Here is a 15,871-nt window from a genome sequence, read left to right as displayed (position 1 = left end):
GATCCGCTTCTCGCCTAGGCTGTCGTTCCATGGACGGACTCCGGCGCGACGCCGCTCGCAACCGCGAGCGCATCCTCCAGGCTGCGCGGGAGCTGCTCGAGCGCGGGGACGACCTGGCGCTGAACGCGGTCGCGCGCGCCGCCGACGTCGGGGTGGGCACGGTCTACCGCCATTTCGCGACCCTCGAGGAGCTCGAGGAGGTCGTCGTGTGGGACCGCTTCGACGAGCTCGACCACCTCCTGCGCTCGGCCGGACCGGACGGTTTCGAGCGGACGCTCGTCCAGCACATCGCCCTCCTGACCACCGATCCGCTGTTCGAGCGGATCACCTCCCGGCCCGACGCCGCACTGCCGCAGACGGCCGCGAAGCGCGCAGCGCTCCTCGACCGCCTCGCCGACGTCCTCGACACCGCCCGATCGGACGGCCGCGTCCGCCCGGACGCGGACGCCGCGTCGGTCGCGCTCCTCGCCTGCGGTGCGGCGCACTCCCTCCGCAGTGCCGGACTCGCCCCCGAGGACGCCGGGGCGCGGATCATCCTCGACGTCGTCCTGCGCGGCCTGCGGCCGTAGGGGCCCGGCTCCGGTTGACGAGCGTTCCACTCCCCTGGTACAAAGTGTACCAATCATCCGATACACCAGGGGGTCGCCGCGTGTTCCTGTTCCTGATTCTGCAGTTCGCTCCCGCGGCCGGCGGCCTGCTCCTCGCAGGGGCGTGGTGGTGGCTCCGGCGGCGTTCCGAGCCGGGTCTGCCCGCGCCCGTCCGGGCGGCGACCGCGGTGGGCGCGGTCCTCGCTCTCGCGTCCGCGCTCGCCCTCACCGCAGTGTCGGTCTTCCCGGAGTGGCTCCCGCCGTTCGACCAGGAGGGCCACCTCCGCTGGCTGCTCGCGAGGTACCTGATCCCGCTGATCGTGACGTTCGTCGCACTCGTCCTCCTCCAGCTCCCCCGCGCCCGCGCCCGAGGCGCCGGGACGGCCGAGCTCGCGCCCCGCACCCTCCTCACCTTCGCTCCTCGGCCCCTGCTCGTCGCGACGGCCACCGCCGCCCTCGCCGCCGTCGCCGCGGCGGTCCTCGCGGGAGCGGCGGCGAGCACCGACGAGCTCGGGCGGTCCGTGCGCTTCGTCCTGCCGGTCTCGGAGAACACCTACGCCTCGTCGACCTTCTACGGCTGGTGGTTCTCGGTGCCGTGCCTCGTCCTGCTGGCCCTCGTCCTGGTGGTGGCGGGCCTCGCGCTCCGCTCGATCTCGCGACCGCCCCTCGACGTCGACCGCTCCGCCGACGCCGCGGAGCGCACGATCCGGGCGCGCAACGTCCTCGCCGTCGTGATCGGAGGCGTCCTGCTGCACGTCGGGGCCGTCTTCTCCGCACTGCGCGCCACCTCGATGCTCCAGACGGGATTCGATGCCGGGGCCACCGGCTTCGTGCAGTTCGGCACCTCGTTCGCGGCGCTCGGATCGGCGCTCCTCGTCGCCGGGTGGGCCGCGACCCTCCTCGGCTCCGCCTTCTGGTGGGGCGTGCTCCTCTCGACCCTGCGCTCGACGAGCCGGCGTCCGGTCGGGTCCGTCGCCCGATGATCATCACGCTCACCGAGACGGGCGCACCGTTCGTCGACCAGATCCAGGACCGGATCCGGGGCCTCATCGCCACCGGCGTGCTCGCCGCCGACCAGCGCCTGCCCTCGGTGCGCCAGCTCGCGAACGACCTCGGCGTCGCCCCCGGCACCGTCGCGAAGGCCTACAAGGCCCTCGAGACCGAGGGCGTGCTCGTCACGCGCACCGGCAGCGGCACCCGCGTCGGAACGACCGCATCGGCGACGCCGGGGCCGGTTCTGGCCGCAGCTCAGCGGCTCGCGGCCGAGAGCAGACGCGCGGGACTCAGCCGCTCCGAGGCTGTCCGTGTTCTGGATGCCGTCTGGCCCGACTGACCCCGGCGTGGACGTCGACGGCCGCTCGGGCCGTCCGGCCGATCGGAGCCGCGCTGTTCGTCGAGTTCCCGGCGCCGGACGTGTATGCCACAATCTGCGAATGCATGAAGATATGCGGGTCTGCGGCCGCCTGCCCCAGAGCGACTACGTGGAGCTGGCTGTCGAGGTGTTCGCGATGCTCGCCGACGCGACGGTGCGGCTGATCCTGGCACTCAGGGATGCGGGTGAGATGTCGGTCAACCAGCTCGCCGAGCTGGTCGAGAAGCCCCCGGCGGCGGTGTCGCAGCACCTGGCGAAGATGCGCCTGGCGCGGATGGTGTCGACGCGGCAGGACGGCACGCGGGTGTTCTACCGGCTCGAGAACGAGCACGCGTCCCGGCTGGTGAGCGACGCCGTCTTCCAGGCGGAGCACGCTCTGGGCGGCACGCCCCGCCACCACCACGCCCAGGCGGCCCAGGCGTGAGCGCGGTGATCGAGAGTCCGGTGCGCGAGGGCGGCCGCGTGCTCGCGAAACCGCCGTCGATCCTCGTCACCGGCGCGCGGCTGCCGGAGGTGCGCTGGGCGGCGCTCGCGCTCGCCCTCTTCCTGATCGCCTGGCCGCTGCAGCTGGCCGGCCTCCCGGCGCCCGTCTGGTGGACGCTCTACCTGGCCTGCTGCGTGACCGGCGGCTGGGAGCCGGCCTGGGCGGGCCTCACCGCGCTCCGCGAGAAGGTGCTCGACGTCGACCTGCTGATGATCGTCGCGGCGATCGCGGCCGTGTCGATCGGCCAGGTCTTCGACGGCGCCCTGCTCATCGTGATCTTCGCGACCAGCGGCGCCCTCGAAGCGCTCGTGACGCAGAGGACGGCCGACTCCGTGTCGAGCCTGCTGACGCTCGCCCCGGAGCGGGCGACCCGGCTGCTCAGGACGGGCGACGGCGACGACTTCGAGACCGTTCCGACGGCGCAGCTCGTCGTCGGCGACCTGATCCTCGTGCGCCCCGGCGAGCGGATCGGCGGCGACGGGGTCGTGGTCGACGGCGTCAGCGAGGTCGACCAGGCCGCGATGACCGGAGAGTCGGTGCCCGTCAGGCGCGGACCCGGCGACCCCGTGCTCTCGGGCACGGTGAACGGCACCGGTGCGCTGTCCGTCCGGATCGAGCGAGCGGCGGCCGACTCGGTGATCGCACGGGTCGTCACGCTGGTGGCGGAGGCGTCCGAGACGAAGTCGACGCGGCAGATGTTCATCGAGAAGGTCGAGCAGCGCTACTCCCTCGGCGTGGTCGTCGCGACCCTGCTCGTGTTCGCGCTGCCGCTGGCGTTCGGCGAGGACTTCCGCGACGCGCTGCTGCGCGCGATCACGTTCATGATCGTCGCCTCCCCCTGCGCGGTGGTGCTCTCGACCATGCCGCCGCTGCTCGCGGCGATCGCGAACGCGGGCCGGCACGGGGTGCTCGTGAAGTCGGCGACCGTGATGGAGCGCCTCGGCCGCACCCGGCTCGTCGCGTTCGACAAGACCGGCACGCTGACCGAGGGCGCCCCCGTCGTCCGCAGCGTGTCCCCCGCACCGGGCGTCTCGGCGGCGGAGGTGCTGGGCTGGGCCGCGGCGGTCGAGCAGCACAGCGAGCACCCGCTCGGGCGAGCGATCGTCCGCGCGGCCGGCCCGGGTGCCACTCCTGCCGCCGACGTCCGCGCCCTGCCCGGGCACGGCGTCGAGGGCGTGGTCGACGGCGCGCTGGTGCGGGTCGTGCAGTCGGCGGAGCATCCGGAGATCGTGGGGACGGTGGTCGACGTGGTCGTCGACGGAGCCCTCGTCGGCACGATCGCACTCGAGGACGCTCTGCGCCCGGAGGCGGCCGCCGCCGTCGCGGAGGCCGCCGCACTGACGAGCGAGCCGGTGCACCTGCTGACCGGGGACAACGAGCGGACGGCGGCCGAGATCGGCCGGCGCACGGGCATCCGCGAGGTGCACGCCCGGCTCCTGCCGGCCGACAAGGCTGCGACGGTCCGGGCCCTCGAGGAGTGCGGCGTCCCGGTGCTGCTCGTCGGCGACGGAGTGAACGACGCCCCCGCCCTCGCGTCGGCGAGCACCGGGATCGCGATGGGCCGCCACGGATCGGACCTCGCCCTGGACACCGCGGACGCCGTGATCATCCGGGACGACCTGACCGCGATCCCGAAGGTGATCGCCCTCTCGCGCCGCGCGCACCGCTACGTGGTCGCGAACCTGATCATCGCGGGCACCTTCATCACCGTCCTCGTGACCTGGGACCTGATCGCGACCCTCCCCCTGCCGCTGGCGGTGGCCGGCCACGAGGGATCCACGGTCGTCGTCGCGCTCAACGGACTCCGGCTGCTGCGCCGCAGCGCCTGGAGGTGACGCTCGAGCCGTGGCGACCGGTCACGACCGGCGGACCGCGAGCATGTCCTGCATCTGCTGGATCTCGAGACGCTGCGACGTCGAGATCACCTCGGCGAAGGTGAGCACCGTCGGATCCTCCCCGCGCTCGATCACGGCGTCCGACATGGTCAGAGCCGCCTCGTGGTGGGTGATCATCAGCTCCAGGAACAGCACGTCCGCCTCGGCTCCCGTCGCGGCGGTCAGCTCGGCGATCTGCGCCGGAGTCGCGAGCCCGGGCATCCGCATCGCTCCGCCCTCGCCGGCGTCGTGCTCCGGCATCCACGCGTGTCCGCCGTCATCGAGCGGAGCGGCCATCCACTGCATCGCCTCGTCGGCCGACGCCTTCGGCAGGCCCCAGCTCGTCAGCCAGCCGAACAGCTGCCCGGATTGCTGCTGCTGGGTGAGGAGCAGGTCGGTCGCCAGGTAGCGGACCTCCTCGTCCGCGGTGCGATCGCGGACGAGGAGCGCCATCTCGGCGCCCTGGAGATGGTGCGTCTGCATGTCGCGGGCGAAGCCGGCCTCGGCGCTCGATCCGTCGACGGGTCGGGGCGATCACGGCCCTCCGGTGACGAGGAGCCCGATCAGGACGCCGACCAGGACCGCGACTCCGAGGCTCGCGACCGCTCGGCCTCCGCGCTTCGCCGTCCGCTCGACGGTCACGACCGGCCTTCTGCCGAAGCGGGCGGCGTCAGGAGGCCCGCTCGGCCACTGCTGCGCGGGCCAGGCGCGGCGGGCCGCCACGGCGCCGAGGAGGGCGAGGGCGAGCAGCGCGGTCGTGGCGGCGGTGAGGCTCACCGCGCCGATCCAGCCGGCGAGCGGATAGGTGATCAGGAAGCAGGCGTGGGAGAGGGAGAACTGCGCGGTGTAGATCGCGCTGCGGTTCTCCTCGGTCGCCGCCCGCATCAGCAGCCGCGACGACGGGGTGCCCATGAGCGAGTTCCCGGCGCCGAGGATCGCCCAGGTCCCGAGCAGCAGCCACCAGGCGCCCGACCACGCGGCCGAGGCGAGGGTCATCACGACCGCCAGGGCGAGGCCCGAGATCGCGACGACGCTGCCGGCGAGCATGACCCGCCGGTCGTCCCATCGCTCGATCAGCCGAGGCACCGTGAGGGCGACGAGGAGGGAGCCGCCGCCGTAGCAGGCGAGCGCCAGGGCGAGGCTGGAGGCGTCGAGCGCGAACACATCGCGGGCGTAGACGACGGTGTTCACCAGCACGAGTGCGGTCGCGGCGCCGACCGTGAGGTTCAGGCCCATCAGGAACCGCAGCGACGGGGTGCGGGCGAAGACGCGCACCCCCGCGGTGGTGCGCTGCCACAGGGTGCCGGGGGCCGCGACCTCGCGCCGGCCCCCCAGCGGGGTCGTCACGACGAGGATCGCGGAGCAGAGGAACCCGATCACGGTTCCGAGGAAGAGGGAGTGGTAGCTGATCACCGTCAGGAGGATCGCGGCCAGGATCGGGCTGACCAGCGCCTCGAGGTCGTAGGCGAGACGCGACAGCGACAGCACCTTCGTGTACTCGCGCTCGTCCGGCAGCACCACGGGGATGAGCGACTGGAACGCGGGCGTGAACGTCGCCGACGCGGCCTGCAGGAGGAACACGAGGACGTAGATCTGCCAGACGTCCGTCAGGAACGGCAGCGACAGCGCGACTCCCGCCCGCACGAGGTCGGCGCCGACGAGCACGGCCTTCTTCGGCAGGCGGTGCACGAGCGCCGCGATCACCGGAGCGACGCCGACGTACGCGAGCATCTTGATCGTCAGCGCGGTGCCGAGGACGGCGCCCGCCCGCGCGCCCGCGAGGTCGTAGGCGAGCAGGTCCAGCGCGACGGTGAGCAGGCCGGTGCCGATCAGCGCGATCACCTGCGCGGCGAACAGGGAGCGGTAGGCGCGGGAGCGCAGGACGGACAGCACGGGACGACTCCTGACGTCGGGAGTCGCCACCTTATACCTGCATGACAACGCAGGTACGAATACGTGCAGGGTGGAGGCAGGACGGAGACTGCGCCCGTCGCCGTCGGCGCCGCCGGTCCTGTCGCGGCGCGCGATTCGCCGCTCGAGACGGACCCCGCTCGGGGAGACCACGAGCGAGGTCTCCGAGATCTCGCTGACCTTCACCGACAACCTGCTCGATCTCGGAGGAGACAGCGATGCCTTCGCGATCCAGGACGTCGGACCCGACGACCGCTACTACAGCGACGGTTGCACCACCCTCTCCGGTCCCACGATCACCGCGCCCGCCGCCCTCGGTGCGGCCGGCGCGTACGAGGTGCTCTGGCAGGTCGTGTCGGCGGACGGTCATCCGATCTCGGAGACCTACGTCTTCGACTACGCCCCCGCCGTAGGCACCCCGAGCGCCGACGGAGCGTCGAGCGCTCCCGTCTGCGGGCAGGAGCCCTCGGAGCAGGACGATTCGGCCGAGGACAGGACCGCGTCGGACGCGGCGACGGCCTCCCCCTCCGGCCTCGTCGTCGGACTGTCGATCGGCGCCGGGGTGATCGCGGTCATGGTCGCGCTCACCGCGCTCCTCGCGAGGAGGATGCGCCGCAGCTGACCTCGGATCCTGCCCGCCCGTCCACAGCGGACGGGCAGGACCTCCGCTCGGGCGCATGGCAGGATCGGCGCATGGACGAAGACCGCGCCCCGGCCGACCACGACAGCCAGTACGTCGAACTCGCCGTCGAGGTGTTCGCGATGCTCGCCGACGCCACCCGCGTCCGCATCATCCTCGCGCTCCGCGACGGCGAGCGCTCCGTCACCGAGCTCGCCGGACTCGTCGACAAGGCGCCCACCGCCGTGTCGCAGCACCTCGCGAAGCTGCGCCTGGCGCGGATGGTCACGACCCGGCACGACGGCACCCGCGTCTTCTACCGACTCGTCGACGAGCACGCCCGCCGCCTCGTCTCGGACGCGATCTTCCAGGCCGAGCACTCGGTCGACGCCTCGCCCCGGCACCACCGGCTGTCGCACGAGGCGGACGGCGGGACGGGTGACGCGGACGCCCGCGGCGTCCGGGAGACCGTCGGCCCGAACCGGGAGTGAGTCCCGGTCAGCGCCGGCCGAGCAGGACCGGCCGCCGGGCGCCGGGGAGACGCCGTCCGCGCTCCGATCGAGCGGCTCTCGTCCCGGTCACCTGCCGCTGCGGGCAGCGGCGACCACGGCCCGGAGGAACCCGGGGAACGCCTCCTCGAGCTCCGCGTCGCGGAGGACGTTCATCCGCGACGTGCCGACGTAGTACTGGTGGATGACGCCCGCCTGCCGCAGCGCGGTGAAGTGGTGCGTCGCGGTCGAGGCCGTGATGGGCAGGTCGAAGCCGCCGCAGCTGATGTCCGCCTCAGCCGAGGCGAGCTGCGACACGATGCTCAGTCGGATCGGGTCGGCGATGACTTCGAGGATCCGCGGGAAGTGAAGATCCTCGACGGAGGGTTCGTCGTCGATCGGTGCTCGAGCCATTCGGAGCCTCCTTACGAGGGGACGATCGTACCGGGAGGGCGGGACACCCGCTGAGGTCAGCGGACCCGGATGACGACCTTGCCGAGGGGGCCCTCGGCGAGACGGGCGTACGCGCCTTCGCGTCCTCGAACCGGTAGGTGGAGTCGATGACGGGGCTGATCCCGTGCTGCTCGAGGAATTCGACGAGCTCCTCGAAGGCCGACAGAGTGCCGACGGCGACGCCCTGGACGGTGGTCTGACGGAACAGCACGGTCATCAGGTCGAGGTTCGCGGTCTGCCCGGCGAGGAACCCGATGACGGCGACGACGCCCCCGGCCTTCGCGGCGCGGACGGAGTCGTTGACGCCGTCTCCCCCGGCGACGTCGATGACGACGTCCACGCCCTTCCCGTCGGTGAGCCGGAGGACTTCAGCGGCCCAGTCGGGCGTCGTGCGGTAGTTGATGAGGTCGGTGGCCCCGAGATCCTTCGCGACGGCGAGCTTCTCGTCGCTGGACGAGGTGGCGATGACGCGGGCGCCGAGAGCGGAGGCGATCTGGATCGCGAACACCGACACGCCGCCGGTGCCCTGCACGAGCACGCTGCCGCCCGCCTCCAGCCCGCCGTGGTGGACGAGGGAGAACCACGCCGTCAGCGCGGCGATCGGCAGCGTGGCTGCTTCCGCGTCGCTGAGGTTCACGGGGCTCTTCACGACGCGGTCCTCGTGCAGGAGCACGTACTCGGCGAGACCCCCGTCGATCGGGCCGCCGATCATCGCGTCGGTGTGCACCTGGTCCCACGGGCCGTCGGCCCAGGTGGAGTAGAAGTGGGAGGTGACGCGGTCGCCGACCTCCCACTTCGTCACGTCGGAGCCGACCGCGGTGACGACGCCCGCCGAGTCCGCGCCGACGATGAGGCCCTTCGGCATCTTCTCGGGCGAGTAGTCCCCTTCGACGAGCGCCTTGTCGCGGTAGTTCAGCGAGACTGCCGAGACCTGCACGAGGAGGTCGTTCGGGCCGGGGGTCGGGGTGTCGACCTCGCGGAGGTCGAGGTTGTCGAAGCCGAAGTCGGCGAGGGTCCAGGCGCGCATGGCGGTCCGATCGTGAGGGTGCACCGGAGGTTCCGGAGCCGGAGTCCCGACGGTACAGGTTACTTTGATCTCGATCAAACTTGATTCTCATCGAAGTTCGGAGAAAGCCTCGGGACAGGGCCCGCCGCTGCCGACTCTCCGCTGCTCGACCACTCCGGGAGGATCGTCCGCGGACCCGGTCCGGAATCGCGATCTCAGCTGCCGAGGGGGCTGCGGCGGAGGACGACGAGCAGGGTCTGGGACATGACCGTCGCGTCGTGCTGATCGATGAGCTCGATGCCGATCCGGACGAGGCCCCGGTCGGGTCGCGAGGCGGAAGGGCGCGCGGAGAGGACGACGAAGCGCCCGCGCAGCCGGTCACCCGGGCGCACCGGGAGATGCCAGCGCAGGTCGTCCACTCCCGGCGAGGCGATGCTGGCGCGCTCGTTGAGGAAGGTGTCGACCAGGAGCCGCATCATCATCGCGGTGGTGTGCCACCCACTGGCGATCAGGCCGCCGAAGTCGCCGGCGCGGGCGGCGTCGGGGTCGGTGTGCATGGTGTGCGGGTCGAACGCCGTGGCGAAGGCGATGATCTCGGCCTCGGTCACCGCGATCGGCCCGTAGACGCCTCCGAGTCCGGGGCTGTAGTCGTCGAAGTACCGCTCGGACAGGGGAACGGTGAAAGGCTCCATCGTTCGACCGTACCGCCCGGCCTGCGACGCCGTGTCGACGACCGGGCCGCATCGCGTCAGGCAGCCCCGGGCCGGTCGTCGACGCGCCGTCGTCCGAGGAAGAGCGTCGCGAGGAGCCCCGCGAGCGCGAGGACGCCGCCCGTCACGAAGGCGGACTGTCCGGCCGCGATGGTCTCGGCGACGGTCAGCCGCCCGGCGTCCGCGGCGTTCGAGCCGATCGTGTAGGCCGAGATCAGGACGGCTCCGCCCGCCGCGCCGGCGAGCTGCTGCACCGTCGTGAAGGCCGCGCTGCCGTGCGGGGAGAGCTCCGAGCGGAGGGAGGACAGCGCGAGCGTCGTCACCGGAGCCCAGATCATCGCCTGGCCGGCCGTCATCACGAGGTATCCCGTCAGGTAGGTCCACACACTGTCGGCGTCGGTGAGGGTGCTGAGGAACCAGATGCTCGCGGTCCAGATCGCCGCGCCGGGGATCGCCAGGGGCAGGGGGCCGGAACGGTCGTAGACGCGGCCGCCGAGCGCGGACACGACGGAGATGATGACGCCGCCGGGGAGGAGGAACAGTCCGATCGACAGAGTGCTCAGGCCCAGGGCGCCGGTGAGGACGAAGGGGAGCACGAGGGCGACGCCGAACCCGTTCATGGCCACGAACAGCATGACGACCACGGCGACCACGAAGGTCCTGCTGCGGAAGATCCGCATGTCCAGCAGCGCGTTCCCGCGTCGTCGGAGCGCCACCTGACGCAGGACGAACGCGGCGACTCCGACCACGCCGATCAGGAGCGGGAGGAGCGGAGGCATCGGGGCGTGACCGGAGGCGGATTCGCCGATCAGGGACAGCCCGAGCACGAGTCCGCCGAAGCCGACCGCGGACAGGGCGAGGGACGCGAGGTCCAGGGAGGCGCGCTCGGGCGTCGTGATGGTCGTCAGCTTCAGCGCGCCGGCGACGAGGGCGAGCACCGCGAGCGGGAGCACCAGCAGGAAGAGCCAGCGCCAGGGCAGGTAGGTCAGCACCAGGCCCGAGACGGCGGGGCCGACGGCGGGAGCGATGGCCGGGACCGCCGTCACGATCGCCATGATGCGGCCGCGCCGCGACTCCGGGACGAGCCGGATCGCGGTGGTCATCAGCAGCGGCACGAAGACCGCCGTGCCGACGGCCTGCACGATGCGTCCGACGAGGAGGACCTCGAAGCCGGGAGCCGCGGCGGCGAGCGCCGTTCCGACGATGAAGACCGACAGTGCGGTCAGGAAGATCGTGCGGAGGGGGAAGCGCCGCATGACGAAGCCGGTCGCCGGGATCAGGACCGCCAGGGTCAGCAGGTAGCCGGTGGTCAGCCACTGGCCGGCCGCCGGGCTGATGCCGAGGTCGGCGATGAGGGTCGGCAGGGCGACGCCGAGGAGCATCTCGTTGAGCAGCACGAGGAACGTGGACGCCATCAGGAGACCGATGACGAGCCCGTCCCCCTTCCGGAGCCGGTCGGAGTGCGGGGGGCGCGTGAGCGCAGGAGAAGAGGTGGTCATGACTCCATGGTCAACCTTGACACCTGTGGCAATGTCAAGTCGTCGCGAGGGCGGCTCGGGGGGGGCGAGGGCGTGGAAACCGGAGTCGTGGAACACGAGCGGGCGCCGATCGAGCGGGCGCGCCGCAGCAGCGGCCACGAGGTCGAGGTGCGCTGCACGGCGACGGAGACCAGGGGCGGGTCGGCCGACACCCCGACCGTGAACGACGACGCGACCAGCACGACGGGGATGCCGTCGACCTGGGCGATCAGCGCGGCGACGCCGGAGGGGTGGAGGCCGAACGCGGCGCGCAGCGTCTCGAGGTCGAGGTCGCGCTGCAGCGGCGGAGCGGCCGTGGCGAGGACCGTCACGGCTCAGTAGATCGCGCGGTTGAGCCGCACCAGGTAGTCGGCGCTGACCGGACCGTCCGCTTCGGCGCGCTCGGTCACCGCGGCGATCGCGAGATCCCGGCGGCGCGGCGAGCGAGCGGCGTCCGCCGCGGCGAGAGCATCCGGCAGCTCGGCCGCCGTGCGATCGGTGCAGTACGCCGGAGTGCCGGGCTGCTGGCGCCACGAGTCGGCGATCGACCCCGAGTGGACGCCGTCGAAGCCCGTCTGCTCGACGAGCGCCAGCGCGATGCCGACGGCGGATCCGTCGTCGCCGGCGACCGGGATCGCCAGGCGGTCCGCGTCGCCCGGATCCGTGTCGTGGGAGTCGAAGGACTGCGCCGTGATCGCGTTCCACGCCTTCACGACGGGGCGGCCCAGGTGCTCCTGCACCCAAATGCTCTCGACCCTTCCGGAGTCGAGCTCGTCGATGCGCCCGTCGCGCAGCGGGTAGTAGTTGGAGGTGTCGATCACGACCGCCCCCTCCGGAGCGGCGCGGACCAGGGGCACGAGGTCGGGGACCGCACTCAGCGGCACCGACAGGATGAGGACGTCGGCGAGGACCGGCGCATCGCGCGCCTCCACTGCGCGGGCGCCGGCGCCCAGCGCCTCCGCGGTGATGGTGGCGGGTCCACGGGAGTTGCCGATCGAGACGTCGTGGCCGGCCCCGCTCAGCCGTCGCGCGAGGGTGGCGCCGATCATTCCCGCGCCGATGATGCCGATCTTCATGTCGTACCGTCCTTCTGCTCGTTCCCCTCCGACATCCTGAACCCTCCCACTAGTGTGAAGGTCAAGAGAGAAGGAGGACGCATCGTGCGGATCGGTGAGCTGTCGAAGAGAACGGGCGTCGCGGCGCGGATGCTCCGCTACTACGAGGAGCACGACCTGATCCGGCCCACGCGGCTCGGGAACGGCTACCGCGACTACGACGACTACCTCGTCGACCGGGTGAAGAAGATCCGCGGCCTCGTCGACTCGGGGATCCCGACCCGGATCATCGTCGACATCCTCCCCTGCCTCGACAAGCCGCAGACGATCGTGGTCGAGAACGCGGAGCCGGGGCTCCGAGAGCTGCTCACGACCGAGCGCGACAGGATGAGCGAGAAGATCGACTTCCTCATCCAGAACCGCGACGCGATCTCCCGCTACATCGACGCGATCGACGAGGCGTCCGATCGCGAGCTGCTCCAGGCCGGCTGACGCTTGACCTTGCCACTGGTGTAAGGGTTTACGGTCGCTGCATGACCACACCCCAGATGCTCCTGGCCATGCAGCTCGTCGGCGGCTTCGGCGGCGCCCCCGGCGCCTGGCGCCTCCCCGGCGTGCCCCTCGACAGCTACACCGACATGGATGCGCACGTCCGGCACGCGCAGAGCGCCGAGCGAGGCAAGGTGCAGCTGATCTTCTTCGCCGACACTCCCGCGCTCGAGACCGACCTGGACGTGCAGCCGCAGCGGCACGTCATCGACCCCGTGGTCGTGATGGCCTCCCTCTCGCGGGAGACCAGCCGCATCGGTTTCGTCGCGACGGCGTCGACCACGTTCAACGAGCCGTACAACGTGGCCCGCCAGTACAAGTCGCTGGACATCATCAGCCACGGCCGCATCGGCTGGAACGCGGTCACCACCTCGAATCCCGAGGCGGCGGCGAACTTCGGATCCGACGTGCCCCCGCGCCCGGAGAAGTACGGGCGAGCGCACGAGTTCATCCAGATCGTCGAAGCCCTCTGGGGCAGCTGGGAGAAGGACGCCTTGATCGGCGACGTCGAGAGCGGCCGCTACGCCGACGCCTCGAAGGTCCGCCCGATCGACCTCGGCGGCCGCCACGTCGCCTCGCGGGGGCCGCTCCCCCTCCCGCCGTCCGAGCAGGGCCAGCCCGTGATCTTCCAGGCCGGAGGCGGGCAGAACGGCCTCGAGCTCGCCGGCCGATACGCCGACGGCGTCTACGCGAACCCCTTCGACATCGCGTCCGCTCGCGCTCAGCGGGAGGAGCTGCGTGCCGCGGCGGTCGCCGCCGGCCGCGACGCCGATGACATCAAGATGTTCGCCGGATTCATGCCCACCGTCGGCGCGACCCAGCGCGACGCCCTCGACCGTCGCCGCAGGCTCGACGAGTCGGTCGATCTGCGCCAGCGCGTCGGCTACCTCGGCGCGATGATCGGGCTCCCCCTGCGGTTCGAGGACATCGACGAGCCCGTCCCCGCGCACCTGCTCGCGCGCGCCGTCGCGAGCCCGGGAGACCCGCGCTCCCCCCGGGCACTGGAGGTGGCCCGCGAAGGCTGGTCGCTGCGCGACGTCCTCGCCCACGGGGTCATCGACTACCACCCGGTCGTCGCGGGCACCGCCTCCGACATCGCCGACTTCATGCAGGGGTGGTTCGAGGCCGGCGCCTGCGACGGCTTCTCCCTCAGCATCGACAGCCTCCACGACGGAGTCGACGCCTTCGTCGACGAGGTGATCCCGATCCTGCAGGAGCGCGGCCTGTTCCACCGCGAGTACGAGGGAGCGACGCTCCGCGAGAACCTCGGAGCAGCACCCCGCTACGGACGCGACCCGCGCGTGTAGCGGCGCGAGCGCCTCCTCCTGCCGTGCGAGCGAGGCGCGACCGGCTCGGATCAGCGCGGCGTCGACGCCAGGAACGCCTCGAGGGACTGCGGGGCGACTCCGGTGACGGTCTCGACGGCGTCGCTGACGGCGGCCATGCCGCCGCTCGCGACCGCGGTGTAGGTGCTCACCCACGCGTCGACCTGCCAGTCGGGGGCGCCGTAGACGGCGCGCGAGGCGTACGCCTCCTCGAGGCTCTCGTCGCGGAACGAGACCTCGCGGCCGCGGACCCGGGCGATCGTCGCGGCGATCTCCGTGAAGCTCAGCGCCTCGGGGCCGGTGAGGTCGTAGGTCCGCCCGGCGTGCGCGGAGGGGTCGCGCAGCACAGCCACCGCGGTGCGGGCCACGTCGGCGCGCGACACGATCGCGACGCGGCCGTCGCCTCCGGGTCCGCGGATCACGCCGTCCTCGCCCACCAGCGCCTCCATGAAGTCGATGTAGAAGCTGTCGCGCAGGAACGTCCACGCCATTCCGGACGCCCGGATGTGCTCCTCCGTCGCCCCGTGATCGCGCGCGAGGGTGAAGACCGCGTCGGGGGCGGCTGCGACGAACGACGTGTAGACGATGTGCCGGACGCCGGCGGCGGCCGCGGCGTCGACGAACGTGCGGTGCTGGTCGAGCCTGTCGGCGCTCTCGGACGCGGACACCATGAAGAGGGTCTCCACGCCGGTGAGCGCCTCGACCGAGGCGGGTCGGTCGCTGTAGCTGAAGGGATGGACGGTGCTGCCCGGCAGCTGCGGAGCCCGCGCGGGGGTGCGGGCGAGCAGTCGCTGGGCGACGCCGTCGGCGGCGAGCGCGCGCGCGACGGAGCCGCCGAGGACGCCGGTCACGCCCGTGACGGCGAGGGTGGGGAGGACGGTCATGAGGAATCCCTTCGGGGGCGGTTCAGGCGCCGTGGACGTGCTCATCCTGCTCGAAGAACCGGTCTGGATCACGACTGCGTCGGGGAGTGCAGCGGTCTCGGTGGAGCGCGGAGACACGGGTGTCAGTCCGCCGCGACGCGGGGACCGAGGCTCTGACGGCCGATGACCTTCAGCAGGTCGAGCTTGCCGCGGCTCTCACCGCTGCGCCCGGGTTGAGCAGGAGGAGCGTCTGCGAGCGGTCCTCGGTGAAGAGCATCTGCGCGTCGATCTCGATCGGTCCGAGCTCGGGGTGCAGGAGGATCCTGCAGTCGTCGTAGCTGCGCGCGACCTCGTGCAGCTGCCAGAGGCGCACGAACTCCGCGCTGCGCCGCGAGAGCTCGGCCGCGAGCTTCACTGCGCGAGCGGTGTCGCTGCCCGAGGTGGTGGCCATCCGCAGGCGGGCGACGAGGAACCGCCCGTGCTCCTCCTGCGCGTCGACGGGGTAGAGGCGGCGCTCGTCGGGGTCCGTGAACCAGCGGTGGAAACCGCTGCGGGCCGCGCCGGTGAACGCCGTCTCGTCCCCCATCAGCGCGATGGCGAGCGGATTCATCGCGAGGGTGTCGTGGAGGTCGTTCTGCACGAGGCACGGCACGTCGGTCAGCCCGTCGAGCACGCTCATCAGCGCGGGGCTCACGTGGTCGGAGTGGACCGACCTGCCCGGCGCGTTGTGCCCGATGAGGGCGAACAGGTGATCGCGCTCGTCGAGGGTCAGCCGCAGCGCCCGCGCGAGCGCCGCCGCGATCTGCGTCGACGGCACGGGAGCGCGCTGCTGCTCGAGACGGGCGTAGTAGTCGGTGGACATGCCCGCGAGCTGCGCGACCTCCTCGCGGCGCAGCCCCGGGGCGCGCCGCCGCGGCCCCTCCGACAGGCCGACGTCGCGCGGGCGCAGCAGTTCGCGGCGCGAGCGGAGGAATTCGGCGAGCAGTCGTCTGTCCATCCGCTCATGATGGGCCCGGAGCCGGAGCGGAGCCAGGGATCGGCGATCCCCCGCTCCCCGG

General features: G+C 72.2%; 18 protein-coding genes and 1 pseudogene. 9 read left to right on the top strand and 10 right to left on the bottom strand.

Annotated features, from left to right (window positions below; all coding sequences use genetic code 11):
- The first annotated feature begins 29 nt into the window (after nucleotides 1-29).
- The 5 genes from B0T42_RS21250 (at nucleotide 30) to B0T42_RS09120 (ending at nucleotide 4,278) form a co-directional block, all read left to right on the top strand.
- Nucleotides 30-569 (top strand): TetR/AcrR family transcriptional regulator, encoded by a 540-nt coding sequence (locus B0T42_RS21250; RefSeq protein ID WP_077222886.1) that lies wholly within the window; start codon nucleotides 30-32, stop codon nucleotides 567-569.
- 80 nt (nucleotides 570-649) lie between these two features.
- Entirely contained in the window at nucleotides 650-1,570 is a 921-nt protein-coding gene (locus B0T42_RS09135) for a hypothetical protein (protein ID WP_077222885.1), read from the top strand.
- Nucleotides 1,567-1,920, top strand: a complete 354-nt coding sequence (locus B0T42_RS09130) for a GntR family transcriptional regulator (RefSeq protein WP_077222884.1) — start codon at nucleotides 1,567-1,569, stop codon at nucleotides 1,918-1,920. The genes B0T42_RS09135 and B0T42_RS09130 overlap by 4 nt, the downstream gene beginning before the upstream one ends.
- Nucleotides 1,921-2,020: 100 nt before the next feature.
- Nucleotides 2,021-2,383 carry an ArsR/SmtB family transcription factor gene (locus tag B0T42_RS09125; RefSeq protein ID WP_173892320.1) on the top strand — a complete coding sequence of 121 codons (363 nt, stop codon included), beginning with the start codon at nucleotides 2,021-2,023 and terminating at the stop codon, nucleotides 2,381-2,383.
- A 5-nt stretch (nucleotides 2,384-2,388) separates the two neighbouring features.
- Nucleotides 2,389-4,278 (top strand): heavy metal translocating P-type ATPase, encoded by a 1,890-nt coding sequence (locus B0T42_RS09120; RefSeq protein ID WP_201788517.1) that lies wholly within the window; start codon nucleotides 2,389-2,391, stop codon nucleotides 4,276-4,278.
- A gap of 21 nt (nucleotides 4,279-4,299) precedes the next feature.
- Here the strand turns inward: B0T42_RS09120 and B0T42_RS09115 are convergent.
- Both B0T42_RS09115 and B0T42_RS09110 read right to left on the bottom strand, forming a co-directional pair.
- Nucleotides 4,300-4,809, bottom strand: a pseudogene (locus B0T42_RS09115) (DUF305 domain-containing protein); the annotation flags it as partial.
- Between the two features lie 42 nt (nucleotides 4,810-4,851).
- Nucleotides 4,852-6,210, bottom strand: a complete 1,359-nt coding sequence (locus B0T42_RS09110; protein ID WP_077222881.1) for an MFS transporter — start codon at nucleotides 6,208-6,210, stop codon at nucleotides 4,852-4,854.
- Nucleotides 6,211-6,280: 70 nt separating this feature from the next.
- On the opposite strand from B0T42_RS09110, the gene B0T42_RS09105 reads away from it, so the two are divergent.
- Together B0T42_RS09105 and B0T42_RS09100 are read left to right on the top strand one after the other, a co-directional pair.
- Nucleotides 6,281-6,850: a copper resistance protein CopC gene (locus tag B0T42_RS09105; protein WP_158078086.1), complete on the top strand. Its 570-nt coding sequence runs from the start codon at nucleotides 6,281-6,283 to the stop codon at nucleotides 6,848-6,850.
- Nucleotides 6,851-6,921: 71 nt separating this feature from the next.
- Nucleotides 6,922-7,338 (top strand): ArsR/SmtB family transcription factor, encoded by a 417-nt coding sequence (locus B0T42_RS09100; protein ID WP_077222879.1) that lies wholly within the window; start codon nucleotides 6,922-6,924, stop codon nucleotides 7,336-7,338.
- Between the two features lie 87 nt (nucleotides 7,339-7,425).
- Here B0T42_RS09100 and B0T42_RS09095 read toward each other — a convergent pair whose 3' ends face one another.
- From B0T42_RS09095 to B0T42_RS09070, 6 genes are all read right to left on the bottom strand, one after another.
- Nucleotides 7,426-7,653 carry a helix-turn-helix domain-containing protein gene (locus B0T42_RS09095; protein ID WP_236720194.1) on the bottom strand — a complete coding sequence of 76 codons (228 nt, stop codon included), beginning with the start codon at nucleotides 7,651-7,653 and terminating at the stop codon, nucleotides 7,426-7,428.
- Complete coding sequence (locus B0T42_RS09090) at nucleotides 7,631-8,815, bottom strand: zinc-dependent alcohol dehydrogenase family protein (protein ID WP_201788516.1); 1,185 nt, start codon at nucleotides 8,813-8,815, stop codon at nucleotides 7,631-7,633. Before B0T42_RS09090 ends, B0T42_RS09095 begins: the two co-directional genes overlap by 23 nt.
- Before the next feature lie 194 nt (nucleotides 8,816-9,009).
- Nucleotides 9,010-9,486, bottom strand: a complete 477-nt coding sequence (locus B0T42_RS09085; protein WP_077222877.1) for a MaoC family dehydratase — start codon at nucleotides 9,484-9,486, stop codon at nucleotides 9,010-9,012.
- A 56-nt stretch (nucleotides 9,487-9,542) separates the two neighbouring features.
- A complete protein-coding gene (locus B0T42_RS09080; protein ID WP_077222876.1) occupies nucleotides 9,543-11,003 on the bottom strand; it encodes a DHA2 family efflux MFS transporter permease subunit in 1,461 nt (486 codons plus the stop codon).
- Nucleotides 11,000-11,353 carry a flavin reductase gene (locus tag B0T42_RS22670; RefSeq protein WP_077222875.1) on the bottom strand — a complete coding sequence of 118 codons (354 nt, stop codon included), beginning with the start codon at nucleotides 11,351-11,353 and terminating at the stop codon, nucleotides 11,000-11,002. The genes B0T42_RS09080 and B0T42_RS22670 overlap by 4 nt, the downstream gene beginning before the upstream one ends.
- Before the next feature lie 3 nt (nucleotides 11,354-11,356).
- On the bottom strand, nucleotides 11,357-12,097 hold the full coding sequence (locus B0T42_RS09070) for an NADPH-dependent F420 reductase (RefSeq protein ID WP_077222874.1): 741 nt from the start codon (nucleotides 12,095-12,097) through the stop codon (nucleotides 11,357-11,359).
- 84 nt (nucleotides 12,098-12,181) lie between these two features.
- On the opposite strand from B0T42_RS09070, the gene B0T42_RS09065 reads away from it, so the two are divergent.
- Both B0T42_RS09065 and B0T42_RS09060 read left to right on the top strand, forming a co-directional pair.
- Entirely contained in the window at nucleotides 12,182-12,568 is a 387-nt protein-coding gene (locus tag B0T42_RS09065; RefSeq protein ID WP_077222873.1) for a MerR family transcriptional regulator, read from the top strand.
- 41 nt (nucleotides 12,569-12,609) lie between these two features.
- Nucleotides 12,610-13,932, top strand: coding sequence for an NtaA/DmoA family FMN-dependent monooxygenase (locus tag B0T42_RS09060; RefSeq protein WP_077222872.1), 1,323 nt, complete (start codon nucleotides 12,610-12,612; stop codon nucleotides 13,930-13,932).
- Between the two features lie 50 nt (nucleotides 13,933-13,982).
- On the opposite strand, the gene B0T42_RS09055 is transcribed toward B0T42_RS09060, so the two are convergent.
- Together B0T42_RS09055 and B0T42_RS09050 are read right to left on the bottom strand one after the other, a co-directional pair.
- A complete protein-coding gene (locus tag B0T42_RS09055) occupies nucleotides 13,983-14,834 on the bottom strand; it encodes an SDR family oxidoreductase (protein ID WP_077222871.1) in 852 nt (283 codons plus the stop codon).
- A gap of 169 nt (nucleotides 14,835-15,003) precedes the next feature.
- Entirely contained in the window at nucleotides 15,004-15,810 is an 807-nt protein-coding gene (locus B0T42_RS09050; protein WP_236720193.1) for a helix-turn-helix transcriptional regulator, read from the bottom strand.
- Between the last annotated feature and the right edge of the window lie 61 nt (nucleotides 15,811-15,871).

The organism is Rathayibacter rhapontici (genome assembly GCF_001995175.1).
Taxonomy (GTDB): Bacteria; Actinomycetota; Actinomycetes; order Actinomycetales; family Microbacteriaceae; genus Rathayibacter.
This window is presented reverse-complemented; position numbering and strand designations above follow the sequence as displayed.